Genomic DNA, 25926 nt, shown 5'->3' with positions numbered 1-25926 from the left:
AAGGCCTATATCAAATGGGAATGCCAGGATGCGTGATCATGCCAAATCCGAATTTCCAGACGTGGGGTTGCTCAATCAATCCGGCAACGGGAACAGCGACTGCAATGGGCCCTATACATTATTGGACGATACCCAGCGATGTGCTGCGCAAACTGGTCGCGTCAAACGATGAAATCAGTCAAGCCATGCAAGGGTGTTTTCACCTCAGCATGCTATCCAAACTGGTTGCCGCAAATCATCAACTGGGAAATTCGGGCGGGTTTGTCATGACCGAAATCAAATGAATTCCCGAGAGCCACTTTGTCAGACGACTGGTCCCTCGCCTGACACGCTCTGATGAATGCATGCAAAACAATGATCTGCACAAAAACATCAACGCATTGATGACAAATCTAAAGGCGCGGGTCCTGAGGAAACCCTGCTTGCCGATGTCACGGGATCATGAGCGACCGGATATGCGCGGCCACATGGCGCGCGTCGACCGTGGCCTCACGGACCAGCCAATCAAAGTGATGCGTCAATGATTTCACGCGTTCCGCTTCGCGAAATGCCAGATAGCACTGACCGACATAAATCACTGCCAGATTCGGTCCAAAAATCGTCACCGGTGCGCTGTAGACCTTGTGGGCATCAAACAGGAATATCCGCAAACGCGGGAACATTTCCTCGCATTGATCGGCGATAAAACCCAATTGCTCGTATCGCACGTCTTGAGTGACCCCCTTGTAATAGGCTGTTCCGTCCGCGCAGGCCTCGATTTCGTGGACCGGCAACGCGATTTCGTAGTCCGACACGCCGGAAGAGAGCCATTCCAGCTGATCTTGCATTGCTGAAAACGCCTCTGCTGAACGGCGTGCGCGAAAGGACGCATATTCCCAATCCAACATCCGTTCCGTCTTGAGAATATCGGGCAATGTCGCCGGAACGTGACGCACCTTGAAACCGGCAGCTTCGTGATGCCATTCCAGCAATTGTTCGTCCGCCGATGTGCGTTCCGCGGGGCTGAGTGACAGGGCGGCTGCCACGATGTCGCCGGGGGTTTCGGGCCTGTTTGTCAGTCCAAGAAGCCAATCGGTACTGACGCTCAATGCATCGGCGACGTCGGCCGCCAGTTGCGCGTTGGGCAGCCTGGGTTGGTCATCTTTCAACAATTGACCGATGGTCGAGCGATCGACCCGTGTTTTTCTCGAAAGGCCGCTGCGCGTCACGCCTTTGAGGGACATCGCTTCCTCAAGCCGCTTGCGAAAGATCAATGCACGATCACGTTTGTCCATTATTTTGCACTTTGTTGTTTTTATCCTGCATAATAGAGTTTGTGCAGCAAATTTGCAGAATGTCCATGCGCTTTGATCCGGGATAATTCGGTGGAAACTCAAAACAGCCCGGAGATGGCGCAGATGGATACCACCCTACGACTGATCACCAAAGCCTTGACCTGGCAGGTTGCTGGACTGATCACCATGACGGCCATCGGTTTTGTGTTTACTGGATCGATCGCAGCGGGCGGCGGCATCGCTCTGTCCGGGGCCATCGCCGGGTTCGTGTCGTATTTTCTCCACGAGGTGGCCTGGTCAAAGATCGCATGGGGGCGTGTTCTAGGGTATCCGAATTGACCATATGGCGAAGCTGGCCGGACCATGCCCGTCTGTCCTGACCGGGAACGTCGGGGGCGCTATGAGCCGGTCATTTTCAGGTTTGGCGTGTCGCGAAACTGACGCACCAGAAAATCAATGAAGGCGCGCGTCTTCGGGGCCAGATTGCGTTTGTCCGCGAACATGACGACGATATCGGTGCTCGGCGGCGCATATTCTGGCATGACATGGACCAGTTCTCCGGTCTGGAATTTCTGTTCCGTCATATACCGGGGCAGGCGCGCAATCCCCACGCCCGCAAGCGTGGCGCGCAGGATGACGTCGGTGCTGTTTCCCTCGAAATTCCCTTGCGCTTCAAAGCTGTGCTTGGCAGCAGGGTCATCGTTTTTCCACCAGTTTCGCTGGCTGTTTCCAGCGAACCTGAGGCAATTGTGTTTGGCCAATGCGGCGAAATCCGTGGGCGTACCCCTGCGTTCAAGATAGGCAGGGGAGGCACACAGGACCCGGCGGCTTTTCATAACGCGGCGCATGACCGTATCGGGATGGGTGCGCTGTTCGGCAAAGCACACGGCCGCGTCAAAGCCTTCGCTTTGCAGATCGACCTCGCGATCCGTCAGGTTCAGGGAAACCCGCACCTCCGGAAACTCTTCCATGAATTTCGGCAGGGCAGGGATCAGTTGCGATTTTCCGAAGGCGACAGTACACGCAACCTTGAGTTGGCCCCGCGGGGTGCCGTCGAAGTTCAGGATCAGCGCTTCGGCTTCCTTGAATTTTTCGGCCATCGCCTTGCATTTTTCATAGAATTCCTGCCCTTCCTGCGTGGGCGAAATGCCTGTTCTGGTGCGGTTCAGTAATCGGTAATTTACATGATCTTCCAGCAAGCCGATCTGCTTGCTGACCGCCGACGGTGTCTGGCCCATTGAGCGCGCCGCCGCGGAAATACTGCCCTGTTCCACGACAGTGGCAAAGATCAACATTTGCGCAGAAATATCCATGTCACCTGTCCCGTGTTCCAAACTGGCATGGGTCCTATGCCAAATCCGCAAATTGTGAGCGCTACCAAACAGACCTACCTGTCTTGTGCAGCACAAATACTGCACTGCAGCAATAGACGGGATATAACTATGGCAATTACACAATCAAGCACTGTGCTAGACGTCGTTCTCGATGCTGGCCGCACATTTTTTAACCAAAAGCGCACTCAAATTCAAACTGCGCTTGCCAAACGCAAGGTCTACAACGCCACGCATGGCGAATTGTCGGCGCTGTCCGACCGCGATCTCCAAGACTTGGGTATCTTGCGTGGCGATATCAACAGACTTGCGCGTGAGGCTGCATATGGCTGTTAATTCGCACGCATCTGAGCCGCTTTCAACGGCTTCAGATCGAGGACACAGCCTTGTCGCCGGCCTGATGCATTTCGGGGCGCGCGCGTTTGGACGGGTTAACTCCGTTGTGCGGTCACTCCAGACCGCGCGCATGGTCTCCACGCTGTCCGCCATGAGCGATCAGCAACTTGCAGAATGTGGCACCTCGCGGGCCGATATCCGGCGCCACGCAGACACGCTTATGGCGCGTGACGGCCGCTAAACGAATAAAAGACATGCGCTGGATCTCGCTCCTCCCAGAGTAAACCAGCGCATCCAGCGGCGACACATCAACGAATTACGCCGCTGCAAAGGGCCAGCATCTTCACCTCCTCCCGAAGATGCTGGCCTTTTTTGTGCATCGCGCTGGCAGACATCCAAAAAATGTCCTGTTTGTCGAGCCGAGCATCGCTTGATTTCGAAAAGTCATGCTTGACAGGTGAAAATCATTAATATCAAATTGTAGATACAAATTTGCTTTGGAGGAAGCAGATACGCTGTTGTTTGGTTTCGGTTGGCAATGAACGGCGTTTTCTGGTGCCGTTTGTCTTGGTTGAAGAGTCTCAACTGTCCGGATGACGGACCTTTGGGATCAGCGACAGCATCACATGAATTCAGGGAGGAAAAATGCGACACTTACTAATGAAGTGCCTTTTGGCATCGACCGTCATGATGGCTCCGGCGGCCACGTTCGCGGACACTGCCGACGGTGATGCGCTGAACAACATGTCATGGGACGAAGTGGTTGAACTGGCCCGTGGCGGCGAGGTGAACTGGTTCCTGTGGGGCGGCTCGGACAACATCAACCAATATGTGACGGAATTTATCGGTGGGATCTTGTCGGATGAATATGACATTACCCTGAACCGCGTCGGCCTGAGCGACACTGTCGAGGCCGTGAATATCGTGCTGGGCGAAAAGGAATCCGGAGTGACGGATGCCGGGTCCGTCGATATGATCTGGATCAACGGCGAAAACTTCCGCACGATGAAGCAAGGTGGGCTCGCTTATTGCGGCTATACCGACATTCTGCCGAACAATGCGCTGATCGACTGGGACAACCCGGCCATTGCAAACGATTTTGGCGTGCCGGTCGATGGCTGCGAGGTGCCCTGGTCCAAGGCCCAGTTTGCGTTTGCCTATGACACCAACCGGACGTCTGAGCCGCCGCGCTCGATTGCGGAGTTGCTTGACTGGGTTCGGGAAAATCCGGGTAAATTCACCTATCCGGCGCCACCGGATTTCAATGGGTCGGTCTTTGTCCGCCATGTGTTCTATCATGCAGCGGGCGGGGTCGACGGCTTGCTGGGAGATTTCGATCAGGCGAAGTACGACGAGGTCGCTGCGAAAACCTGGCAAATCCTGAATGATATGGAGCCCTATCTGTGGCGCGAGGGCGCAACCTATCCTGCGTCAATCTCTGCGATGGAGCAGCTTTATGCCAACTCTGAAGTTGACCTGACGTTCAACTACGAACCTTCGGGCGTGGGTCTGAACATTGAAAACGGTGTGTTCCCCCCAACCACGCAGGGGTACGGCCTGACGGACGGCACGATCGGGAACACGAACTATACGATCATTCCGTTCAATTCGCCCAACAAGGCGGCCGCACTGGTCTTGCAAAACGTGCTCTTGTCCGGTGAGGCCCAGTACCAGAAAGCCTTGCCAACCGTTTGGGGCGCTGCCCCTGCGATCGAGGTGAGCCGCACAAGCCCCGAAGTGCAGGCCGACTTTGCCACCATCGTGTCGCATCCAAACGTCGTACCGGCCGAAGAACTGTCCAAGGCCGCCCTGCCGGAATTGCAGGCGTCCTGGATTTCAGCCATCGAAAAAGGCTGGCTTGAGAACGTGGGTCAGTAACTCCTCCTCCCGCTGACCCTGTCCGCGGCGCCCAAATTCGGGGTGCCGTGGACACATACTCCCCCGCATATCTGATGAGGTGTCAGGCGCTATGTCGGACCGCATGAAGATCTTTTTGCTGCTGCTGCCGGCCATGTTCATTATCGTCGTGCTGTTCTTTGGTGGTCTCGCCATCGGAGCGATGCGCAGCTTCAACTATATGCCGGTCATCGGCCTGACCCAGCCGAATTTTGACGCCTATATCTCGGTCTTTACTGACCGGGAGTTTTATCTCTCCTTCGCGCTGACGTTCCACATTGCCTTTACCTCGACCGTGATTTCCTCGGTGCTTGCCATCGGGGCGGCGCTGTTGTTGCGCCGCAGTTTCATCGGGCGCGGTTTGGTGAATTTCCTGTTCCAGATCAACCTCACCGTGCCGCATCTGGTCGGTGCCATCGGCATGCTCTATCTGTTTTCGCAATCGGGCAGCTTTGCCCGGCTGGCCGCCGAATTCAATCTGATCGCGAGTCCGGCCGACTTTCCGGCGCTGGTTTTTGATCCCTATGCCATTGGCATCATTCTGCAATACGTATGGAAAGAGATTCCATTCATCGGCGTAATCGTTCTGGCGAATATGCAGTCGATTGGCGAGGATTACGAAAGCGTGGCGCGGTCGCTGGGCGCGAGCAAATGGCAGACCTTCCGCTATGTCCTATTGCCGCTGATCTTTCCGGGTGTGTTGTCGGCCAGCGTCATGGTCTTCGCCTTCACATTTGGCGCCTATGAAATACCCGCCATTCTGGGAGCGAATTTCCCCGCCGCGTTGCCGGTGCTGGCCTACCGCAAATACACCGACGTTGATCTGGCCGCGCGCCCCGAAGCCATAGCCATGGCTATCGTGATCGCCTTGCTGAGCGCGGTGATGATTTATTTTTACGTGCGCTATTCGCGCCGCCGGATCAGGGGATAACACATGGCAACCCAAGAAAGCCTTGGCATGCGCAGCTTTCGTGTCCTGACCGGCGCGGTTCTGATCACTTGGCTGATATTGCCGCTGATCCCGCTGGCCATCTGGTCCTTTGCCAAAGGCTGGTTCTATCCCGATCTGCTGCCGCGCAACTGGTCCATGCGGGCCTGGGAATACGCGATGTCAGATACCGCCGGCGTGTTGGATAGCCTGTGGCTGACGATCTGGATTTCGCTGGTGGCGACGTTTTTGTCGATCCTCGTGGGCGTGCCTGCCGGTCGTGCGCTGGGCATGTATAAATTCAGGGGCAAGGAAATCGTCGAGCTGATGATCCTTGCCCCGACGATCGTTCCGGGCATCGCCGTCGTCCTCGGCATCCATTCGGTCTTTATCTCGATGGGCCTGAATAACACGGTCCATGGCGTGATCTTGGTGCACCTGATCCCGACGTTGCCATATATGGTTCTGGTGATGGCGGGGATATTTTCCAACTATGACCCCGCCTTCGAGGCACAGGCGCGCAGCCTTGGCGCATCGCCGCTCAAGACATTCTGGTATGTGACTCTCCCCGCAATCCGGCCGGGCATTATCGTGGGTGGGCTCTTTGCCTTTCTTGTCTCCTGGAGCCAGTACATCCTCACGTTGCTCATCGGGGGCGGGAGGGTCGAGACGCTGCCGCTGCTTCTGTTCAACTTCGCAACGTCCGGGCGAAACGACATCACAGGCGCCATTGGTATGATCTATATCCTGCCCGGAATCATCATTCTGTTACTCACAGCCAAGCACTTGTCGGGTCGCTCGGGCGCAGTCGGAGGCTTTGGCCAGATTTGACCCATGTATCCATCAAAGAGCTGACCAAGGTGTATCCCGGCGCAGAGGCACCCGCGCTGGATCGACTGTCGCTTGAAATTCCTACCGGTGAGTTGACCGCGTTGCTGGGGCCATCCGGCTGCGGCAAGACAACAACGATGAAGATGATCGCGGGGTTGCTGGAGCCGACGTCCGGCGACGTGATGTTCGATGGCCGGTCTGTGCTGCGCGACAAGCCCGAGAACCGCGGGGTCGTCATGGTGTTTCAGAACTATCTGCTGTTCCCGTATATGAGCGTTGCGGAGAATGTCGGTTTCGGCCTGAAGATGCGCAAGATCGATCCTGCCGAGATCAGCCGCCGCGTCGGCGAGATGCTGGAACTGGTCAAACTGCCCCATCTGGGGGATCGCAAACCTTCAGCCTTGTCGGGCGGACAACAGCAGCGTGTTGCACTGGCCCGCGCTTTGATCGTTCAGCCCAATGTGCTTTTGCTGGATGAACCACTGTCCAATCTGGACGCGCATCTGCGATTCGAGATGCGGGATCTGATCCGCTCCTTGCAGCAAGAGATGGGAATTACCACAATCTTTGTCACACACGATCAGGAAGAGGCCGTCGTGCTTGCCGACCGCGTCGCCCTGATCCTTGATGGTCAGATGAAGCAATATGACCGGGCCGATGTCTTTTACAAACGCCCCGTGGACGAAGCGACAGCGCGGTTCTTTGGGGGCCATAACTTTATTCCCGGCACGTCAGACGGACACAGTTTCGAGTGTGCTCTGGGTAAACTCGCTTTGCCGGCGGGCGCAGTCAGCGGAACCGGAAGGCTGACGTTCCGCCCTGAAAACGTGCGGATCGGATCCGGGCAGGAGCAGGAAAACCTGCTGACGGCTCAGATTGCCGATATCATCTATCTGGGCACGCAAACCCGGCTGAAACTGATCGTCTGCGATACCGAAGTTGAAGCCGTCGTCAATCCGAACGAGATCGAAAGCTATGGAGTTGGCGACACGCTGCCGGTCCATTTGCCGCGCACGACCTTGTGGGTGATCTGATGGGTATCAACTTCCGATCCATTTTTGATGTGACCCGCGCCGAATGGTTATCCGGCTTGAACCTGACCGAGGATGAAGTTCCCGACGTCGTGATCCTCGAAGGGTCATGGTGGCGGGCAGAGCGGCAGGCGCTCCGGCTCAGCGCGCTGACCGACGTGCGCGAACTTGGGTTCCCCGACATTTTCTGGGGCAGGCATGGGGACAAGCAAGTCGTGTTCTGCATGGCCTACGGCGCGCCGCGCGCGGTTGAAATATCACAGATCTTCGCGCAGCTGGGCTGCAAACTGGTCATCCAGATCGGAACATGTGGGGGGCTGCAATCGTATCTGGCACCGGGCGATATCGTCCTTCCGAACAAGATCTGGTGCAAGGATGGCGTCGCGCATCATTATGTCATCGACAATCTGGTGCGCGCCGATCCCGCGTGGAGAGCGCGCGCCAAAGATGCATTGAACGCACGCAATCGAACAGTCCATGTCGGCCCGCACGTGACCTTTTCATCGCTCTTTGCAGAGACCACCGAGATGTATGAGGCCTGGCACAAGGATGGCTTGCTGAGCGTGGATATGGAAACGGCAACGACACTCGCGGCGGCGGCCAGATACGGTGTGCCGGGGGTGTCGATGCTGGTGGTCTGGGATGAATTGACGGCAGGTCGGCGCTTCATGGACCCGATGTCGCCCGAGGGGCTGGCGGAACTTGAGATCAGCAACGAAGCGGTCTTTGCCACCGCCCTGACCCTGACGGAGGAGATCATATGAAATACGGGATACATGCCGGGCTTTGGCAGGCGCGGTGGACCGACGAGATTACGCCGATCCTGAAGACCGTGGCCGATCTGGGGTTTGACGGGGTCGAGGTGTCGTTGCTTGGCATGAGCGATGAAAAGGCTGCGGCGTTGGGCAAGGCGGTGCGCGATCACGGGTTGGCAGTGACATGTTCTGACGGGCTCGCCCCGGACAAGGACATTACCTCAACCGATCCCGATGTCCGCGCCGCAGGCGTCGCATACCTCGAATGGGCCATCGCGACGACCGCGCGGATTGGATCGCGCGGCCTCGCGGGTGTGGTTTTTGCCCCTTGGGGTCAGTTTGATCCGCTGAACAAACCGGCCCGTGCCGAACGCTCGGCTGCATCTTTGGCGCAGTTGCACGACACGTTGACGGCCCATGAGGTGACCTTGGGGATCGAGATGCTCAACCGGTTTGAAACCGATCTGGTGAATACGGCGGCCGAGGCGGTGGCGATTTCGACCGCGGCAGAATCCGAACGCATCGGCGTACTGCTGGATACGTTCCATCTCAACATCGAGGAAAAGGATATCCGCGCAGCCATCGGTTCTGCCAAAGGCAAGCTCTCCCATTTTCATGTCTCTGACAATGATCGCGGTGTGCCGGGATCGGGCCATCTGCCTTGGGATGACGTCAAGGCCGGGCTTGAAGATGCGCACTATGACGGCTGGATCGTGGCGGAGATGTTCGTGATCGGCGGCAATCCTGCAAGTGCCGACCTCAATATCTGGCGCAACATAGAACCCGACCCGACCGATGCCGCAAAACGGGCGCTTGCCTTTATGAAAAAGACGTTTGGATGAAGGACTTTCTCACCCTTTGCGTCACACGGTTCGAGGCTCTGGAAGCAGAGTTGAACGCGCTGGATGCGGCCACCGGTGACGGAGACCACGGGACCACGATCCTCAAAGGGTTGCGTGCGGCGGCCACGGCAGAGGACGCACCGGAAAAAGCGTTTCGCAAGACTGCAGGTGGGGCCTCGGGATCACTATTTGCACAATTGATCGGGGCGCTTGGTCAGGCTTCGAGGGGCAGTGCGCTTGATAAGGCATTAATGGAAGCCGCTGCCAAGATCGCGCAACTGGGGCAGGCAAAGGCGGGAGACAAGACGATGCTCGATGCATTGATCCCGGCTGCCGCCGAGACGACGGCGCAGGCCGCAGCGACTGCCGCCGCGCAGGGGCGTGACGCCACGCGTGACATGGCCGCGAAACGCGGACGCGCGCGGTATGTCGAAGGGGCAGGTGTCGGCCATGTGGATGCCGGAGCAACATCCGTAGCAGAACTTTTGGCCCTCTATGCCGATTGGAGAGACAGATGAAAAAACTGTATAACAGCAAAGAAACAATGCCGGACGACATGATCGACGGCTTTGTTGCGGCCTATCCGGATATCGTGATGCGGGGCGCTTCACCACGGGTAGTGCGCCGCAAGACCTTGCGCACCAAAGACGGCAAGGTTGCCTTGCTGATCGGCAATGGCTGCGGTCATGAACCGATTGCGATGGGCTTTGTCGGCGAAGGGCTGTTGGACGCGAACGTTGTGGGCGACGTGTTTGCGGCACCCGCATCTGATGCCATCCTCGAAGGCATCGAAGAGGTCTGCGGCGACGCCGGCGCCATTTTGCTGATCTCGCGACACGAAGGCGACGTGATCAACGGCAATGGTGCAGCGATGATGGCGCAGGACAATGGGCTGAATGTGCAGCCCTTGTTGATGTATGACGACATATCCTCGGCGCCGAAGGTCGAGGAAGAAGATCGGCGCGGTGCGGCGGGCACCATGTTCATTTACAAGATTCTGGGGGCGGCGGCCGAACAGGGCATGGGGATTGACGACCTGATGGCGCTGGGGGTCGACGTGCGGTCTGCGACGCGAACGTTGGGCGCCGCGGTGTCTCCGGGCGTATCCCCGCTGACCGGTGAATTGATGTTCACGCTGCCCGATGACGAGATTTTCATTGGCATGGGTGTGCATGGCGAGCCTGGCGTCGGACGGCGCAAGGTCGGACCGGTCAAAGAGCTTGTGTCCTATATGCTGGGCGCATTGCTGGAGGATGGGCCCATCGCGTCTGGCACACCAACCGTCGTGTTGGTCAACGGCAGTGGTGGCACCACAATGATGGAGCTTTTGACGGTGTACGGCGAGGTTGCACAGCAACTCGGGGCGTTGGGCATCAATCCCGTTGCGCCGATGATCGGGTCCTATTCCACCACGCAGGAAATGGGCGGGTTTTCCATTTCGTTGTTCACACCTACCCAGCAAATGCTGGATCTTTGGCGTGCGCCGCACAAAGCACCCCATTTTCCCCATATCAGCGCACAGGGGGTGTAGGTGATGACAGGCAAAATGCATGGTGTTGCGGTTGATGCAGGCAGCGGGCTTGCGGACAGTATCCGCACGGCGCGGGGGCCACGGGCACAGCCGGATGATCTGGTTACGTTCAAGCGGGCGGTTCTGGAAACGCTCGGACCCGGCGCGAGTACCGTGTTGCTGGATGCGAATTGTGGCCCGGAACTGTTGTCCGCCTACCCTGAGGGCTGCGACCGCATGCTCGCCTTCGAGGCGGATACCTATCACATCTCGGCTGATGATCGGATCACCGTATTGCCGGAGAACTTCACCATTCATGACTACCCCGATATGGGCGTCAAACAGCTGAAGTTCTTTATGTACTACGCCCCGGATGATGATCCGTCCCTTAATGCGCAAAAACAGGATCTGGTTGTGGATATTGGCAAGAAATGTCGCGAGGTCGGTATCCGTTATCTGATGGAGCCGCTTGTCTATCACCCGACGGTCGCGTCTGGTGGGCCGGATTACGCTGCGCTCAAACCCGATCTGGTGCGCCGCGCCACAGCCGTTTTTGCCGATCCGCGCTTTCAGGTGGATGTTCTGAAAGTCGAAATACCTGTCGATCTTGGATATGTCGAAGGCTTCGGCACGCCGCAGATGAGCCACGCGGATGCGCTGGACGCTTTCCGCGCGGCGGCGGCGGAGGCCGATGGGATTGATTTGGTCTATCTGAGTGCAGGTGTGGCCTTCGAATGGTTTGAAGCCTCATTGAAAATGGCAGGCGACGCGGGCGTTGATTTTGCGGGCTTCATGTGTGGCCGCGCAATCTGGTCAGACGGTGTAGACGTGTTCGGCGCACAGGGAGAAAAGGCGTTGCGCGCATGGTTGGCCGACACCGGCAGGACACGTTTGGCGCGGCTGATCGCAACTTTGAACTAGGAGGCTTCCATGCTCTTGAAAGACAAGATTGCCATCGTCACCGGCGGGTCCAGCGGAAACGGGCGGGCCATCGCCGAAGGCTTTGTCAAACACGGGGCCAAGGTGATCGTGGCCGATCTGTCAGAAATGGGCCGTGAAGGCGGCGTGCCGACGGCGGAGGCGATCAACGAGAATTCTCCAGGCATGGCCAGGTTCGTAAAATGCGATGTCAGTCAGATCACGGAATTGCAAGCGCTCGTCGCCGAAGCCGAAGACTGGGGCGGGCTGGACATCATGGTGAACAACGCGGGTATCCTGCAAAAGGAACCATTTCTGGAAGCCACCGAAGAAACCTATCACCGAATGCAGGACGTGAACGTCAAAAGCGTTTTCTTCGGCGCGCAAATGGCCGCGCGGGCCATGGCGAAACGCAAAAGCGGCGTGATCATCAACATGTGCTCCATCGCCGGAATGCGCGGCACGGGCGGGTTTTGCCATTACAACATGTCCAAAGGCGCGGTGCGGCTGCTGACCTATTCGCTGGCCGATGAGTTGGGGCCGATGGGCATTCGTGTCAACAACGTCAATCCCGGCATCATGCGCACCCAGATGAACATCGAGGATGACCCCGTCATCGGCACCGAAACCGGCGAGGGATATCTCGATATGATCCCGGCCCGCCGTTGGGGTGAACCCGAAGAGGTGGCGGACGCATGCATCTACCTGGCTTCCGATCTGGCAAAATATGTGATGGGCACGTCGCTGATTGTCGATGGCGGCTATCTGCGGATTTGAGGGAGGACCTGCCATGAAAGCTGGATTGATCCGGGCGTCACTGCCCAGTTATTTCCCTGAAAAACACAGCGTATGGGATAAGGCCGAAGCGGCTCTGGCTGGCCTCTGCGAGGAAACCAATACGGAGCTGTATGTCAGCCCGAACATTCCGATGAATGGAGCAGAGACACAAACCGTTCTGGATGATTTCACCGCTCAGGGCGTTGACTTTGTTCTGCTGCTGCATGGTGGTTTTACGATGGGAGACGTGGCGCGAACCGTGGCTGCGTCGCCGTTTCGCTGCGGGTTCTGGTCCGTGCCGGAGCCGGTGCGCACGGGCGACGTGCAGCTGAACAACTTCGTTTCGTTGAACATGTCGATGTCCATTGCACGGCAGGTCCGTGACCTGAAACGCGATCCGGTGCAATGGTATCACGGCGCGCCTGACAGCCCGGCGCTGCAAGCCCGGTTGCGCAGCACCCTTCAGGCGATCAGGGCGGTCGTTTCGTTGCGCGGGGCCCGGATCGGGGTCATTGGCGGGCTGGCCATGACCTTTTACAACATGGAAGTGTCAACGTCAGCCTTGCGCAAGCGCCTTGGCGTGGAGGTGACGCACCACGACATTCACGAATTGACGCAGCGGATGGCGAGGCTTGATGCTGCTCGCGTGTCGCAGGAAGTCGCGGCAATGGCAGCCGCGGCGCAAATCGACGGTGTTTCAGATGCGCAAATGGCGCTGACGGCGCAGGCGGCGCTTGCCTTGGCGGATATGGCGGAAGCCGGCGATTATGCAGCGCTCGCCGTCAGCGACTGGCCAGCCTTGCAGGAAAATCCGGGCATGCATCCGGGCGCGGCCTTTACCTGGCTTGAGGAAAAACATGCCCTGCCTTTGGCGTCCGAGGGCGATGTTCTGGGAGCCGTGACGCAACTGGTGGCGCGGTCCGTGACTGGTCAGGTGGGCTATCTTCTGGATATGACAGAACCCGATCTGGACGCCGGACAGTTGCTGATGTGGCACGGCGGCGGCGGGCCGCTGTATCTGGCCGATGAAAGCGGCGCGAAATGGATCAATCACCCGATGATCGGACGCGGCACCGAAGCGGGACCGATCTATGGCGCGATCAGCGATCTGGTATTCCGCGATGGCCCGTGCAGTGTGTTCCGCGTGGCGCGCAATGGAGGCGCATACTTTGGCATGACCGCCGTGGTGGCGGGGCGCGATCCCAGCGGGTTTACCGGATGTCGCGGTTGGCTGGACACCTTCAGGATCGACGGCACGGACGCATCGCTCGAAGACGTCGTTGCGACCGTCATGGCACATGGGCTGGAGCATCATTTCGTGCTGGTGCCGGGTGATGTCAGCGGCATCCTCCAGGAATTCGCATCGTGGACCGGCATGGATATACTGGGCTGTGTTCCGATGTCGGATCATCTCGACGCCCGCGACTTCACCTAGCGGCGCGGGCCAGTTTGGCATACAGGTCCAGAAAGATCTCATCGCGTTGCACGTCATGCGCTTCCCGCATCTGATGCCGGTTGCCGAGGTGCTCCCAATACAGATCCTGACCAAGAACCGGTGACGTGGTCAGATGCGTCGGTACCCATGCCGGATTGATCAGCCACGCAATGTTGATGATGTCCCAGATCACCCACGTGCGCTGGTCGCGGTTGGTAATGGCGAACATGTCATGCAGCGGGTTGTTGGTATAAAGATGATAAAGGTAGTCTCCAATGGCCCCCCGACCTTTGACAAAAGCGGCCATTTCCGGCTCTGATATCTTGAGTTGCGCGCCCACGTGATAGCCCGGCAGATAGATATGCGGCACACCGCTGTCAAAGATCAGCCGGGAGGCGTGCACGTCCTGGACGAGGTTCAGTGACGGGCGGTTGCAATGCGGTGCAGATGATGGATAGGCCGAAGTCCAGATCACCACGATGCGGTCGATGATGTCCGGCGCTTTCAGCAGCGCGCTGGCAATGTTCGTGACGCATCCCATCGCGGCAATATACAGAGGTGCATCTCCGTCACGCGCCAGTCGGATGATCGTATCGACCGCTTCGGACTCCACGATGTCGTCCGTGCTTTGCATATAGCGGGTCGCGCCTTCGAAGACGCGCCCGTCACGGGGCATGCCCAGTTTGTCATAGATCGTGCAGATCTCTGTGTAGCTCAGGGCCATACCTTCTGCCGGGCCGACAAAGTTCAACTCAGCGGCACGTCGTCCCTGCGCATGCAGCCGGTCGAGCCAGCCCTGAAAACCGCCCACCAGATGTTCCTTGTGCGCGGATCCTTCTTCGAGTGCTTTTTCTGCGGCCAGCAATTCCGGCTGGTGATGCGCAAAGGAGAACGGGACGGCCGTCACAGCCTCGACAGTCATATGTTCAGGCGACAACAGCGCCCATGCGATAGCGTACTGATCGTCGATTTCGTTCGCCGCATCCGTGTCGATCAGCAATCGGACAGGGCCGTCGCCCGTGGGCAGCGCGAGGCGTTCGGTCATCAGCTCGGGGGGCAATTGGTCAAATGTCATGGTTTTGGGTCCTAAACATGGCGGGGTGTTCTGGCGGTTTGCGACAGGTTGAAGCTGACCGATCCCGCCCGGTAGACGTCTTCGTGAAAGACGATGCGCCCGGCATCATCAAAGGCGGAACAGGCCTGTTTCAACAATGGCTGCCCCTTTTCGATCTCAAAGGTTTCGGCCATGGCGTCGTCCGCCAGAATGGGGCTGATGTCTTCGCAGGCGGCAGACCAGTCGAGTTGAAACCGGTCGCTGAGAATGCGCAGGATGGACTGACCCGGCCCGCGTTCGGGGAAATCTTCGGGCCGGGCGTCTTTGAGCAAGCTGCGCGGCGCGTAGGTCATGACCAACATGCTGGGTTTCCCATCCACAAGGCGCAGTCGAACGATGCGGCTGACCTCGACACCCTGCATTTCAGGGGGCAGATGTGCGAGTGCGTCTGCGCCTGCCTCGAAATGATCCAGCGCCATGAAGCGCGACGACGGATCGTGCCCGGCCCGCAGCATCGCATCGGTAAAGGACGTGAGGCAGGTGTCCGACGCAGGCGATAGTGTCAATACACGATACCCGCTGCCCTGCTTGCTTTCGACATAGCCATCCTGCACCAGCATATCGAGCGCGCGCCGGATCGTGACGCGACTGACATCGAAATGGGCTGCCAGTTCGCTTTCCGTCGGCATCCGCCCGCCAACAGGGTAGCGGCCGGATTTCAGGCGCTGCACGATCACCTGATAGGCGCGTTCATATTTTGGCTGATCCTCTGATGGCATGCTACCCTCTTTCCCCAGCCGACCCGACCCGCGTCGGAGTTGCTGTAACGTGCGCTTCACAAGCGGGACCATAGTTTTGGAAAATATGCTTTTTCATCCTCAAACGGTTCCTTCTTCCTCGGCGGCGCGCAGGGCACGGCGGTTGATCTTGCCCGATGAGGTCATTTCAAACCGGTCCACGTAAGAAAAGGCGCGGGGCGCCTTGTATCCGGCCAAACGCGCTTTCACATGCGCGCGCAGAGCCTCTGAAAGCGCAGCGTCACCAACATGACCCGCGCGCAGTTTTATGACCGCCTTCACGATTGACCCACGCTCCGCATCCGGTTTGGCGATGACTGCGACCTCGGCGACACTGGGGTGCGCCAGCAGGCATTCCTCCACTTCCGTGGGGCCGATGCGAAACCCTGAAGACTTGATCAGATCGTCAGATCGGCCCTTGTACCAGAAATAGCCGTCTTCGTCGCGTACCGCCAAGTCGTGGGTGCGCAAATAGGGGCCAAGCTGCATCTCGGCGGTTTTGTCCGGGTTGTTGAGATACCCCAGAAAGCGGGTCGGTGATGTTTGGGTTGTGACAATCTCACCCGTCTCACCGTCCACGACGTCCTTGCCCTCCGCGTCCACCAGATGCACGTCATGGCCTGGATAGGCGCGACCCATCGACCCCGGCCTGCGCGGGAAAAGCGCAGCACAATTGCCAATGAGGTGATTGACCTCGGTCATTCCGTAAAATTCGTTGCACACGACCCGGAGGTTGTTTTCCGCCCAGTTCAGAGTTTCAGCGGCCAGTGCCTCCCCCCCGGTGCAGATCACCCGGAGCGACAGATCATAGGCCGCATGGGGATCTGGCGTCTGGGCCAGCCGTTTGATCGCCGTCGGGGCCAGAAAGGTATGCGTGACCTTGTGGCGGCTGATGAAGGCATAGGCGTCTTCGGCGACAAACCTGTCCAGGGACGTCGCGATCGGGCGGCCCGCCATCCAGGCCGGAAACAACATGTCAAGCAGCCCACCGACCCACGCCCAGTCAGAGGGCGACCAATACACCGCGTCGGGGTCCTCCACCGACAAGTTGAAGAACAGATTGATCGACGGCGTATAGGCCGCCAAAATCCGGTGCCCGTGCAGGATGCCCTTGGGTTTGCCGGTTGAGCCGGAGGTGTACATCAGAAGGGCAGGGTCATCTGCTCCGGAATAATCCGGTTCAAACCCCGCAGGATCCGCCGCCAAGGCGGCACCCAGATCATGGTCATCGCCTTGCGGGTCGCGACAAAAGACATGGTGCAGCTTGGGAAAGTTATCTGCCGCGGTCGCTCGCATCGGGGCCCATGCGTCCTGCGAGGTCAGGATCACCGGCAGGTCGCAATCGTTCAGCGCATGGCGGAGGGTGTCGGGGCCATAAAGCTGCGACAGGGTTACGGCAACGCCGCCCAGTTTGCACACCGCCATATGCGCGACAGCCGTGTCGGGATGCTGTCCGGTGTGAATGCCAATCAGGCTGCCGCGCCCATATCCCAATCGTTTCAGCGTCGCCGCGAGGCTCGTTGCCGCGCGGTCGACCTCCGCAAAGCTCTGCACGTGAATGCGACCTGCGGAATCCTCAAAGATCATGGCCGGTGTGTCGCGTGTGTCCGCGCCCAGATGCTTTCCGACCGTCATGTGAAACAGGTTTGCGTCTTGCGCCCACGCGATAGAATAGCCTGTGCCATCTCTGCGCAGGTTCAGTTCGCTCAATCGGTCCGCAGGGATCCTAAGTGTGCTATCCATGCGAAACCTCTTTCGCGGTCATGGTTGTCAGGCAAAGCATGGGCCGTTGGGCATCAGATGCCATGATCCGGCCGGTCTCCTCGTCTGGCGCGATATCGACAAGCCTGACCGTTGCTCGGGTGTCCGCGCCGTCAAACCTGACCAGGCCGAACGCCCCATCGGACCCGTATGTACGCAGTTCTATCCGTGCCGTGCCGGGCAAGGTGACCCACGTTGCATCAGTCGCGCCACACGGGCAGACCCGCAGCGGTGGAAAGCTGACGGCGGCGCAGGCGTCACATTTCCGTGCCAATGCCGCGCCGGTTTCCAGCCCGCTGACAAATGGTTCAAGCCATCCGGGCGCGAGGCTGTAGTTGAGGGAGAGGGGGTAGGAGATCATGCAGCCCGCGCCCCCTGCGCAAGAAGGGTGACGGCCGATGTGGTGCAGATACCGCCGTGGGTATCCGCCAAAGCGATCTGCGGCAGGGTCTGTGGCTGAAGGTCGGGATGATAGCGCCCTTCGAGGATCAGGGCGCAGGTGGCGGTTTGCGCCACGCCGGTTGCGCCCACAGGGGCTCCTTGGCCCATAAGGCCCCCTGACAGGTTGATTGGACACGCCCCGTTCGGAGCAAAGCGACCGGCCCTCAAATCGCGGATGACGTCGCCTGACAGTCCGAGTGCGGCGATCCCCTGAAGCTGCGCGCCCGCATATGCGTCGTAGATTTCGGCATAGTTGACGGCGCTGGGTGTCACATCAGCCTCGGCGCAGGCCCGTTGCATGGCGCGTGTCTTTGCGGAGAACAGGCCGGGCTTTGCTCGCGCGCCCAGATGCATGTGATCGGTTGCAGCACCCGCACCAACCACACGCGGCGCGGACTTGCGTGTTGTCGGCAGGTGGCTTGTGTCCGAGAGGATCAGGGCCGCAGCCCCGTCGGAGAGCGGCGAGCAATGCAGTCTGCGATAGGGATGCGCGATCACCGGGCTGTTCGCGATATCCTCGGCGCTGTCCGTACGGCCCAAATGTGCGCCGGGATTGTGACAGGCATTGCTGCGGTTTTGGATCGTGACGGTTGCAAGGTCAGAATCCGATACCGTATGGCTTTCTGTGAACGCCTGATAGGACAGGGCGTAGAGCGCGGTGGAGGTCAGCCCGGTCATGCCATCCGTCCAGGCATCAAATGAAAACCCATAAAGCGTGCGGATATCATCGCCGGGCAGTGACGAAGCGGACGGATCGACCCCCACAACCGCCACGTGGCGTGCGGCACCCGATTGAACAGCGCGCAAAGCGGCATGTACCGCCAGCTGCCCGGATGCGCCACCGCCTTCGCAGCGTGTCGCACTTACGCCGGCTAAACCAAGCTCGGTCGCCAAGACAGAGGCAGGGTTCAGTTGCAGGTGAAAAAAGTCGCTTTCGGATGCAACATAGAGCGCATCAATGTCGCCGCGGTGCAGGTCAGACATCGCCAGCGCTGCATCAAAAGCGGATGCCGCCCAGTCGCGCAGACCAGTGCCATCCCGGCGACGATTGAAAGGCGTCACCGCAGCCCCGCTCACTGTGACTGTTGCATCGTGCATCTGGCGCGCATCCTATTATTTCACTGGATTGCCCCGGTATCTTGACCTAACATATTTGTAGATACAAGTTGATTTCTGCGTTGCCTGTGGGGGCCTGGTGTTGGCCGAAAAGCAAACTGCCCTTCAGCCTGACATCGGCTTGCGTGCTGTGCTGGCATCGGGCCTCGTCTGCTTTTGCGCTGGCGCACTCTATGGGTGGAGCGCATTGATCGCGCCGTTGCAAGCGACGTTTGCCGTCACGACCGCGCAGACCGGTCTGGTATTTTCCCTGGCAATCGTCAGCTTTACCCTCGCAGTCATCGCGACCCCGATGATCCCGATCGAGACTGCGCGCCCCCGGATTGTGGGCGCCTACGGGTTTATTGCGGCTCTGTGTGTTTATGGGGCCGCGCACGCCGCGTCCTTCCCGGCCTACCTGTTGTGGTTCAGTGGCGGGTTCGGCGCGGCCAGTGGGGGTGTGTATATCACGGCACTGGGCGTCGCAGGCCGGATGCGCAGGCACACCGTTGCAACGCCTGCCATGGTTGCAGCCTTTGGGCTGGGCGGCGCGGTGTTCGGCCCGCTTTGGCGCCAGCTTGATGGCTTGGGCTGGGGATTGTCCGGTCTGATTCCATTGGGTGTTGTCCTTGTTGTGGCATCCTTGATTGCCGCGCTGACGCCTGCACCTCGGCAGCATGTCAGTGCGCAGAACCGAGGCCCGGCCATCGGCCAGGATGTGTACACCCGAAGGATGATGCGGCTGATCTGGATACTTTTCGCTCTGGGCTCTTTCAGCGGTCTGATGGTCCTCGGATTGGGGGCGAAGATGATGGATGCTGCCGGAGCAAACGCCGGATTGGCCAGCGTTGGCATGGCCGGGATTGCGCTCGGCAACACCGGCGGCAGGTTGTCCGTCGCAGGGCTGAGCCAACGTCTGCAGATGGAGCAGATCTTGAGTATAGCTCTGGCGTTGACGTTGATCGGATTGAGCTTTGCCCTGATCCCAGTCAGCCCGGCATCGGTCTGTCTGGGCCTCTTTCTGGTGGCGATGGGATACGGCCTTGTTGCTTCGACCGTCCCGGTTCTGACACGGATTACCTTTGGCAGCCTGTCATTCCAACGCAGCTTTGCCGTGATTTTTACCGCTTGGGGCCTCGCCGGATTTCTGGCTCCGTGGGTGGGCGGAGCTTTGTATGACCTTGGTCAGAGTTTCACGCTCCCGCTGATTTGTGCGGTGTTTACGGCCGTGACGTTCGGAATTGCGATCCGCCGACTTGCCAAGGGAACACCGTCCTGCTGACGTGGCGGTCAGCCACGTCAAAGCCCCGGTATGTCGTTTACTTTTTTCGGAACGTGATACCCGCGTTGCACAGCAGGGCGGGCCAGCAATCGTGCGTACCACGCAGCGACGTTGGGAAATTCTGCAAGGTCAATCCCCTGAAAGTCGTGGCGCGATATCCATGGCCAAATGGCCATGTCCGCGATTGTGTAGTCTCCGGTTCCCTCGCCCACAACATAGTCACGTCCCTCAAGCTGGGTGTTCAGTACCCAGTACAACCGACGTGCTTCGCTGGAATAGCGTTCCTCCGCATAGGGTGACTTGCCCGGATTGTATTTCACAAAGTGATGGACCTGACCCAGCATCGGCCCAAGACCGCCCATTTGCCACATCAGCCACTCGACCATATGCCAATACTGATCACCCGAAGCCTGAAACCGGTCATGCTTTTTGGCCAGATACAGCATGATGGCACCCGTTTCCATCAGGTGCAGGCCGGTCTCGTGATCGACGATGGCCGGTATCCTGTTGTTCGGCGCGATCTTCAGGAAGTCGGGGGCGAACTGTTCGTCCTTGGTGATGTCGATGGGCTTGACGGTATAAGGCACGCCCAACTCTTCGAGCAGGATAGAGACCTTGCGCCCATTCGGGGTGGTCCAGGTGTAAAGGTCGATCATTGCGTTTCCTTTTTGTGTGTCGGGTCCGATGTGGTGCGAGGGCGTTTGGGTCATTCCGCAACTGGCCGACCTTCCAGAAAGTCGCGCGCCCGTGCCGTCCAGCCACGGGGCAGCCCGTGTCCGCCGTCATGGACGTCCAGCCGGACAGCGCCTGTGTCGCAGGATACATCCCAAACGCGGCTCCGGTACGCTTCGTCAATCTCGACTCGATCCGGGTTTGACCGGCACCCGTTTACAACCCGCGCACGCTCCAGCGCATCCCACACACTGCCTTGATGCCAGTTGCGAATGGCACGCCCTTCGAACGGAACCTGACCGTCACCAAAGCCATGGATCTGAAGGATCGGCAGACCTTTCAGCCCCGCGCAATCGGTCGCATTGGGTCGTCTCAGCGCACCGGCAACACTGACCATCCCGGACAGACGATCCCCGGCGGCGCAGGCCAAGAGCCACGCCATCGACCCTCCGGCCGAAAAACCGCCTACATAAACGCGATCTGTATTCAGCGAAGCGCGTTGCCCGGCGTCTGCGAGAGCAGCAAAGGTAAAGGCGACATCATCGCGTGGCGATCCTTCCCGCGCTGGATAGCTGCGCGGCCCATCGCCGGATTGGTACCCATTCGGTGCCAAAAGAGCATAGCCATTTTCGAGAAAATCGTTCTGCAAGCCGCCGCCACGATGGATGGAGGCTCCATTGCCACGATGGCCATGGTACCAGATCAGAACGGGGTGCGGTCCGTCGCCCGCAGGCAGTCGAAGGTGATACGTGCCGCCTGCGATCTCACAAGGGCTGTCGGGACCACAGTCCTGAGCCGCTGCTGACAGCGGCAGTAAGGCGAGAAGGGCGATTGCGAGGCAGCGGATCAATGCACGAACTCCGATTTTTTCCTTGTCAATGTGCAGCCCGTTTCCAGTTGGTCAAGCAACCGCAGCGCAAGACGGCATTTGGATGGCCAGACGCGCGCTATCTGCCGACGCACTCTCAGACCGCAGGACCTGCATGGCACAGGTGGGTTGGTTTGACCAATCAACTTGCTCGGACAATTCTACAAGGACGGGTTTCAAAGTCTCGAAGACGAAGTGCCCGGCGACGATTTTTCTGGTTCAACGGGGGCGCTGACCGGGTCGCCAGCAGGGTCGCGCAGACGGAACTGGTGACATTCGGTTGTTGCGGCGAAGACCGGGTTTCACACAGGCGCCTTTTCCGTGGTCTCTAATTCAGATCCTGCAACAGGCGGCCATGTTTTCGCGTTGCGTCAACGACCTCTCCGAACGTGGAGAACCCTCTGCTTTCAAGGATGGGGATGAGCTTTACCAGCGCTTCGCCAGTTGCCTGAGCATCTCCCAGAGCCGTATGGCGCAGATGCGGGGGGATGGTGACCGACAGGCGTTCACATAATGCATCGAGGCTATGCGCTTCGGTGGTGCCGAAAACGACGGCGGACAGCAACACAGTATCGAGCACCGGATGATCCCAGGTCACACCCGACTGCACGGCTGTCTTGCGCAACAATCCAATGTCAAAGGGCGCGTTATGGGCCACCAGCACGGCATTTCTGGAGAAGTGGTGCAAGTCCTTTCCGGCACGGGCGATGTCCGGGGCTCCTGCGACATGGTCGTCGGTGACATGGTGAATGCGGGTCGAGGCAGGCGGAATCGGGCGACCGGGGTTCACGTAGGTCTCGACCCTTTCGCCCTTGACGATCCGACCGTTCAGGACGCGGACCGCCCCGATTTGCACGATGTCATCCTTTTCCACGCTGAGGCCCGTCGTCTCGGTGTCGAATGCCACGAAACACAGGTCCCGAAGCTTTGTATCCTTGATGGCTGTGCGCTCGCCCGGGTCGATCAGGTCAAAGTCAAACACCAGCGGGCGCGGCGCAATCGGCTGACGCGGGTCGGACTGAACGTCAATCAGCAGCACATGGCCGTCCTGGGCCAGCGATTTCACACGTGCCTCATAGCTATGCACTCCGGTCGGATCGGTGAGAGTAAATGCTGCTTCGGGCAGGTCGTCCGACAGGGTGCCGACGGCTTCGAAAAAGGCGGTCGGATCGAAGTAATCCGCCAGCGGTGCCTTGAGGCGCGGTTGTGCGACTTGCGACAAGACATCTGCCGCCTGTCCGTCATAGAGCACGATTTCCTGAGACGGGTTGAGCAGAATGGTCGCGACCGGAATTTCCGTCAACAGGGCGGTCAAACGCTCGCTTTCCGCTTTCAGCCGCTCGGTTTCGCGGGCCACCTTGCTGGCGGTGTCCAATACGGATGTGCTGAGGGTTTGAGAGACGGCCTGTGCCGCCGGGGCCAGATCCCCCAAATAGCGCGCAACCTGGGGATCGACCGGACGGTCCACGCCTGAATGCGCCCGTAATCGCAAATCTGCGGCCAGCGCGCCGATGGGTTTTGCGACATGTTCGTCAAACAATAGCCAGACCGCCACAGCAAGGCCCGTGTTCAGAAATGCAAAGATGAGGAAGGCGGTCAGGAAGGGAGCGGACGGCAGGCTATCCGCGCCGCGCGACCAGCCAAACCAAAGCGCCCCGCCCGCCAGCGCGACCGCCCCCCCCGCCAGCAGGCAGAAAAAGAGGAAGATGCGCAGGCGCAGGCTGAGGCGGGTAAACATGTCAGGTCTCGCAAACCAGTTTCAGAATGGGATCATCGGTACGCATCGTCTGCCAGTCGGCATCGGCCACGGTGCCGTCCGCCGCAAAGGTGGCACCGTCAATCAGCAGGGCAGACCGGGCCGTGGCGCAATCAAACAACATCGGGGCCTGATTGACCGGAGACCAGCGCCCAAAGAAATAGAGGTCGGCCAGCCGTTGATCCGGCAGGGCTTCATTGGTGCGCGCCGTGCCTGTGTCGATGGCGGCAAAGCGTTTTGTGTACGGCCAGATTTGAGTCCATGGGCGTAACCAGCTTTGTTCGTCGACAGTCATGGCGATCTCGACGCCCTCGGGCAAACGCTCTGCGGTGCGGCCAAACCAAGTATATTCATTGGACACCGTCATGCCGATCATTCCAGCCCCGGCCGCAATCGGTATGATCCATTTGGGCAGGCGGCGACCCGTCAGGATGTTGAGCAACATGGCAACGCCCGCGCAGGCGATTCCGGCAAAAACTGTGGCGATGAGTTCTACGAACATAAGGTTATCCTAACACGCCTTTGCCGGATCCGGCTGCGGATTGCATTGTTTTGACCACGACGAAGGCGTCGCGCAAATGGCTGCGCTCAAAATCGGAGAGGTTCGATGGATCGAGATAGTTCGTGGGTTTCACCCCTGCCTTGATCTGTTGCGACTGGTGGTCCAGCCGGGTTGTGGCGATCAGATCATAAGCTGCCAGCAGGTCTGCACCACCGGTTCCGGACAGCACACGCGCGGCTATGGCAGCCTCAAGGCGGGCGCGGGTGTTGACCGATTTTAGTTGGCCTTGCAGCGTATAGATCCGCCCCAGATCCACGACAGGCACGACGCCGTTATGCTTGAGGTCAAGCTGGTTGCGGTGCTCGCCCGAGCGGATCGTGGCCAGGCCCCGCAGCAAGCCGATGGGCGGCTGATGTTTCAGCGAATTGGAGATCATGTGGGCCGTAAAGATCGAGTTCTTCGACGCGCGTTTTAACGTTTGCGTTTGCAGATTGACGAACAGGCTGTCGTCGCCTCCGATGGGGCGCAGGTCAAACATGACGGAGGCCAGCATTTGCGCCTCTGGGTCGGGTTTGGCGATCCAGCCTTCGAAGTAGCCTCGCCAGACTTTGAGCGGCTGGCACCAGCGCGGATTGGTCGCCATCATGTCGCCCGGGCAATAAAAATACCCACAGACGTCCAAACCGTCGCTGACGAATTTGGCAAGCTGCGCAAAATAGGGCATGTCGGCCTCGGTCACGTCATCTGACAGGATCAGGCAGTTGTCCTGATCGGACACGCCGGTTTGTTCCTGCCGCCCCTGAGACCCGCAAGCAAGCCAGAGATAGGGCACCGGCGGCGCGCCAAGGGCTGCCTCGGCCAGCGCCAGCAAGCGCCGCGTCGCGGTATCTGCGATGTCCGTGATCAGGCGGGTGACAACTTCGTGCCTGTTGCCCGCATCGACAAGCTGCACCAGCAATTGCGGTATCTCGGAAGTGGCGCGCGCCATTTCGGTGGCGTCCTGCGCCTTGGCGACGCGGCCCACCAGATCGGCGGAGGACATGGCCTGCGCGCGGGTCAGATCGGTTTGCGTCACGATGCCCAGAAGGGTTTGACCCTCGACGATCGGGATATGTCCGATGCCCCGCTCCACCATCAGGTGCAGCACGTCGGTCACCAGCGCCTTGGGACTGAGCGACAGTGGCGACGGGGTCATTATCGACGACACGGGCGCAAGCGGGTCCGCGCCCTGAACAACCACGCGGCTGTTCATGTCGCGCAGGGTCACGATGCCTTCGAATGCATCGGCATCCGTGATGCAGATGGATGAGATACGACGCTCATGCATCTGACCTGCGACAGTGCGGATCGGGGTATCGGGGCTGCAACTGATCGGATTGCGCGTCATCAGCTGATCCACGGCCATGGTGGCAAGATCGTTGCGATCCTCGCGCTGTGGGCGGCGTCGGTCAAAGAATTTTGCGACGGGCGGGTGTGTCTTGATCAAGTCGAAAAGGGTGGCGGCGGGCATCACGATCAACGTGCAGTTTTCGGTGACGGTCGCCGTGCGGGTGGCTGTTTCGTCGCGCAGCAAGGCGCGTTCGCCAAAGGAATTTCTGGGGCCAAGCAGCGAAAGTTGCACATCCGTGTCGTCGGTGATTTCGATCGCGCCGTCGGCAATGATATAGAGGCTGTCTGCCGTGTCACCGATGCCAAATATCCGATCGCCAGTGACGTTGCTTTGAACTTCGCAGCGGTTGGCCAATGCAATCAATTCTGCGTCGGTCAGGCTGTCATAGGGGTGCACCGAGGCGAGAAACTGGGTCAAATGTGCCGATATGGGCATGGTGCTGGC

The 25926-nt window shown here is 59.2% G+C and carries 26 protein-coding genes; 14 read left to right on the top strand and 12 right to left on the bottom strand.

Features of this window, described 5'->3' with window-relative positions:
- Window positions 1-431 precede the first annotated feature (431 nt).
- Window positions 432-1274: a helix-turn-helix domain-containing protein gene (locus LC354_RS13215; protein WP_223424561.1), complete on the bottom strand. Its 843-nt coding sequence runs from the start codon at window positions 1272-1274 to the stop codon at window positions 432-434.
- A gap of 123 nt (window positions 1275-1397) precedes the next feature.
- On the opposite strand from LC354_RS13215, the gene LC354_RS13210 reads away from it, so the two are divergent.
- Window positions 1398-1613: a DUF2061 domain-containing protein gene (locus LC354_RS13210; protein WP_223424558.1), complete on the top strand. Its 216-nt coding sequence runs from the start codon at window positions 1398-1400 to the stop codon at window positions 1611-1613.
- A 59-nt stretch (window positions 1614-1672) separates the two neighbouring features.
- Here LC354_RS13210 and LC354_RS13205 read toward each other — a convergent pair whose 3' ends face one another.
- A complete protein-coding gene (locus LC354_RS13205; RefSeq protein ID WP_223424557.1) occupies window positions 1673-2587 on the bottom strand; it encodes a LysR family transcriptional regulator in 915 nt (304 codons plus the stop codon).
- A 129-nt stretch (window positions 2588-2716) separates the two neighbouring features.
- Here LC354_RS13205 and LC354_RS13200 point away from each other — a divergent pair, with 129 nt between their 5' ends.
- The 12 genes from LC354_RS13200 to LC354_RS13145 all read left to right on the top strand — a co-directional run bounded on the left by LC354_RS13200 (window position 2717) and on the right by LC354_RS13145 (window position 13864).
- A complete protein-coding gene (locus LC354_RS13200; RefSeq protein WP_223424554.1) occupies window positions 2717-2941 on the top strand; it encodes a DUF1127 domain-containing protein in 225 nt (74 codons plus the stop codon).
- A gap of 645 nt (window positions 2942-3586) precedes the next feature.
- A complete protein-coding gene (locus LC354_RS13195) occupies window positions 3587-4819 on the top strand; it encodes an ABC transporter substrate-binding protein (protein WP_223424551.1) in 1233 nt (410 codons plus the stop codon).
- A 103-nt stretch (window positions 4820-4922) separates the two neighbouring features.
- Window positions 4923-5768 carry an ABC transporter permease gene (locus tag LC354_RS13190; RefSeq protein WP_223424549.1) on the top strand — a complete coding sequence of 282 codons (846 nt, stop codon included), beginning with the start codon at window positions 4923-4925 and terminating at the stop codon, window positions 5766-5768.
- A gap of 3 nt (window positions 5769-5771) precedes the next feature.
- On the top strand, window positions 5772-6596 hold the full coding sequence (locus tag LC354_RS13185; protein ID WP_223424546.1) for an ABC transporter permease: 825 nt from the start codon (window positions 5772-5774) through the stop codon (window positions 6594-6596).
- Complete coding sequence (locus LC354_RS13180) at window positions 6593-7630, top strand: ABC transporter ATP-binding protein (RefSeq protein ID WP_223424544.1); 1038 nt, start codon at window positions 6593-6595, stop codon at window positions 7628-7630. Before LC354_RS13185 ends, LC354_RS13180 begins: the two co-directional genes overlap by 4 nt.
- A complete protein-coding gene (locus tag LC354_RS13175; protein WP_223424541.1) occupies window positions 7630-8391 on the top strand; it encodes a phosphorylase family protein in 762 nt (253 codons plus the stop codon). Before LC354_RS13180 ends, LC354_RS13175 begins: the two co-directional genes overlap by 1 nt.
- Window positions 8388-9224: a sugar phosphate isomerase/epimerase family protein gene (locus LC354_RS13170; protein ID WP_223424538.1), complete on the top strand. Its 837-nt coding sequence runs from the start codon at window positions 8388-8390 to the stop codon at window positions 9222-9224. The genes LC354_RS13175 and LC354_RS13170 overlap by 4 nt, the downstream gene beginning before the upstream one ends.
- Entirely contained in the window at window positions 9221-9742 is a 522-nt protein-coding gene (locus LC354_RS13165) for a DAK2 domain-containing protein (protein WP_223424536.1), read from the top strand. Before LC354_RS13170 ends, LC354_RS13165 begins: the two co-directional genes overlap by 4 nt.
- Window positions 9739-10755, top strand: a complete 1017-nt coding sequence (locus LC354_RS13160) for a dihydroxyacetone kinase subunit DhaK (protein WP_223424534.1) — start codon at window positions 9739-9741, stop codon at window positions 10753-10755. The genes LC354_RS13165 and LC354_RS13160 overlap by 4 nt, the downstream gene beginning before the upstream one ends.
- A 3-nt stretch (window positions 10756-10758) precedes the next feature.
- Window positions 10759-11655 (top strand): tagatose 1,6-diphosphate aldolase, encoded by an 897-nt coding sequence (locus LC354_RS13155; RefSeq protein ID WP_223424532.1) that lies wholly within the window; start codon window positions 10759-10761, stop codon window positions 11653-11655.
- Between the two features lie 9 nt (window positions 11656-11664).
- A complete protein-coding gene (locus LC354_RS13150) occupies window positions 11665-12429 on the top strand; it encodes an SDR family oxidoreductase (RefSeq protein WP_223424531.1) in 765 nt (254 codons plus the stop codon).
- Window positions 12430-12442: 13 nt separating this feature from the next.
- The gene (locus tag LC354_RS13145; protein ID WP_223424530.1) at window positions 12443-13864 is read left to right on the top strand and encodes an L-fucose/L-arabinose isomerase family protein; all 1422 of its coding nucleotides are present in this window, start codon (window positions 12443-12445) and stop codon (window positions 13862-13864) included.
- On the opposite strand, the gene LC354_RS13140 is transcribed toward LC354_RS13145, so the two are convergent.
- The 5 genes from LC354_RS13140 to LC354_RS13120 form a co-directional block, all read right to left on the bottom strand.
- The gene (locus tag LC354_RS13140; RefSeq protein WP_223424528.1) at window positions 13857-14939 is read right to left on the bottom strand and encodes a nucleoside hydrolase; all 1083 of its coding nucleotides are present in this window, start codon (window positions 14937-14939) and stop codon (window positions 13857-13859) included. The two genes, LC354_RS13145 and LC354_RS13140, sit on opposite strands and share 8 nt — an antisense overlap.
- An 11-nt stretch (window positions 14940-14950) precedes the next feature.
- Window positions 14951-15697, bottom strand: coding sequence for a GntR family transcriptional regulator (locus LC354_RS13135; RefSeq protein ID WP_223424527.1), 747 nt, complete (start codon window positions 15695-15697; stop codon window positions 14951-14953).
- A 99-nt stretch (window positions 15698-15796) separates the two neighbouring features.
- Entirely contained in the window at window positions 15797-17458 is a 1662-nt protein-coding gene (locus LC354_RS13130) for an acyl-CoA synthetase (RefSeq protein ID WP_223424525.1), read from the bottom strand.
- A complete protein-coding gene (locus tag LC354_RS13125; protein WP_223424524.1) occupies window positions 17451-17837 on the bottom strand; it encodes a Zn-ribbon domain-containing OB-fold protein in 387 nt (128 codons plus the stop codon). The genes LC354_RS13130 and LC354_RS13125 overlap by 8 nt, the downstream gene beginning before the upstream one ends.
- On the bottom strand, window positions 17834-19015 hold the full coding sequence (locus tag LC354_RS13120; RefSeq protein WP_223424523.1) for a thiolase family protein: 1182 nt from the start codon (window positions 19013-19015) through the stop codon (window positions 17834-17836). Before LC354_RS13120 ends, LC354_RS13125 begins: the two co-directional genes overlap by 4 nt.
- A 100-nt stretch (window positions 19016-19115) precedes the next feature.
- Between LC354_RS13120 and LC354_RS13115 the strand changes: the two genes are divergently transcribed.
- The gene (locus tag LC354_RS13115; protein ID WP_223424522.1) at window positions 19116-20294 is read left to right on the top strand and encodes an MFS transporter; all 1179 of its coding nucleotides are present in this window, start codon (window positions 19116-19118) and stop codon (window positions 20292-20294) included.
- 17 nt (window positions 20295-20311) lie between these two features.
- Here LC354_RS13115 and LC354_RS13110 read toward each other — a convergent pair whose 3' ends face one another.
- From LC354_RS13110 to LC354_RS13090, 5 genes are all read right to left on the bottom strand, one after another.
- Window positions 20312-20950: a glutathione S-transferase family protein gene (locus LC354_RS13110; RefSeq protein WP_223424521.1), complete on the bottom strand. Its 639-nt coding sequence runs from the start codon at window positions 20948-20950 to the stop codon at window positions 20312-20314.
- Between the two features lie 50 nt (window positions 20951-21000).
- Complete coding sequence (locus tag LC354_RS13105; RefSeq protein ID WP_223424519.1) at window positions 21001-21816, bottom strand: alpha/beta hydrolase family esterase; 816 nt, start codon at window positions 21814-21816, stop codon at window positions 21001-21003.
- 346 nt (window positions 21817-22162) lie between these two features.
- Complete coding sequence (locus tag LC354_RS13100; protein ID WP_223424518.1) at window positions 22163-23572, bottom strand: 3'-5' exonuclease; 1410 nt, start codon at window positions 23570-23572, stop codon at window positions 22163-22165.
- A 1-nt stretch (window position 23573) separates the two neighbouring features.
- Window positions 23574-24092 (bottom strand): hypothetical protein, encoded by a 519-nt coding sequence (locus LC354_RS13095; RefSeq protein ID WP_223424517.1) that lies wholly within the window; start codon window positions 24090-24092, stop codon window positions 23574-23576.
- A gap of 4 nt (window positions 24093-24096) precedes the next feature.
- The gene (locus LC354_RS13090) at window positions 24097-25917 is read right to left on the bottom strand and encodes a DUF294 nucleotidyltransferase-like domain-containing protein (protein WP_223424516.1); all 1821 of its coding nucleotides are present in this window, start codon (window positions 25915-25917) and stop codon (window positions 24097-24099) included.
- Between the last annotated feature and the right edge of the window lie 9 nt (window positions 25918-25926).

It is taken from the genome of Tateyamaria pelophila (assembly GCF_019966495.1).
In the GTDB taxonomy this organism is placed as follows: domain Bacteria; phylum Pseudomonadota; class Alphaproteobacteria; order Rhodobacterales; family Rhodobacteraceae; genus Tateyamaria; species Tateyamaria pelophila.
The sequence above is the reverse complement of the archived record's forward strand: the minus strand, read 5'-3'. Positions and strand labels throughout refer to the sequence as shown.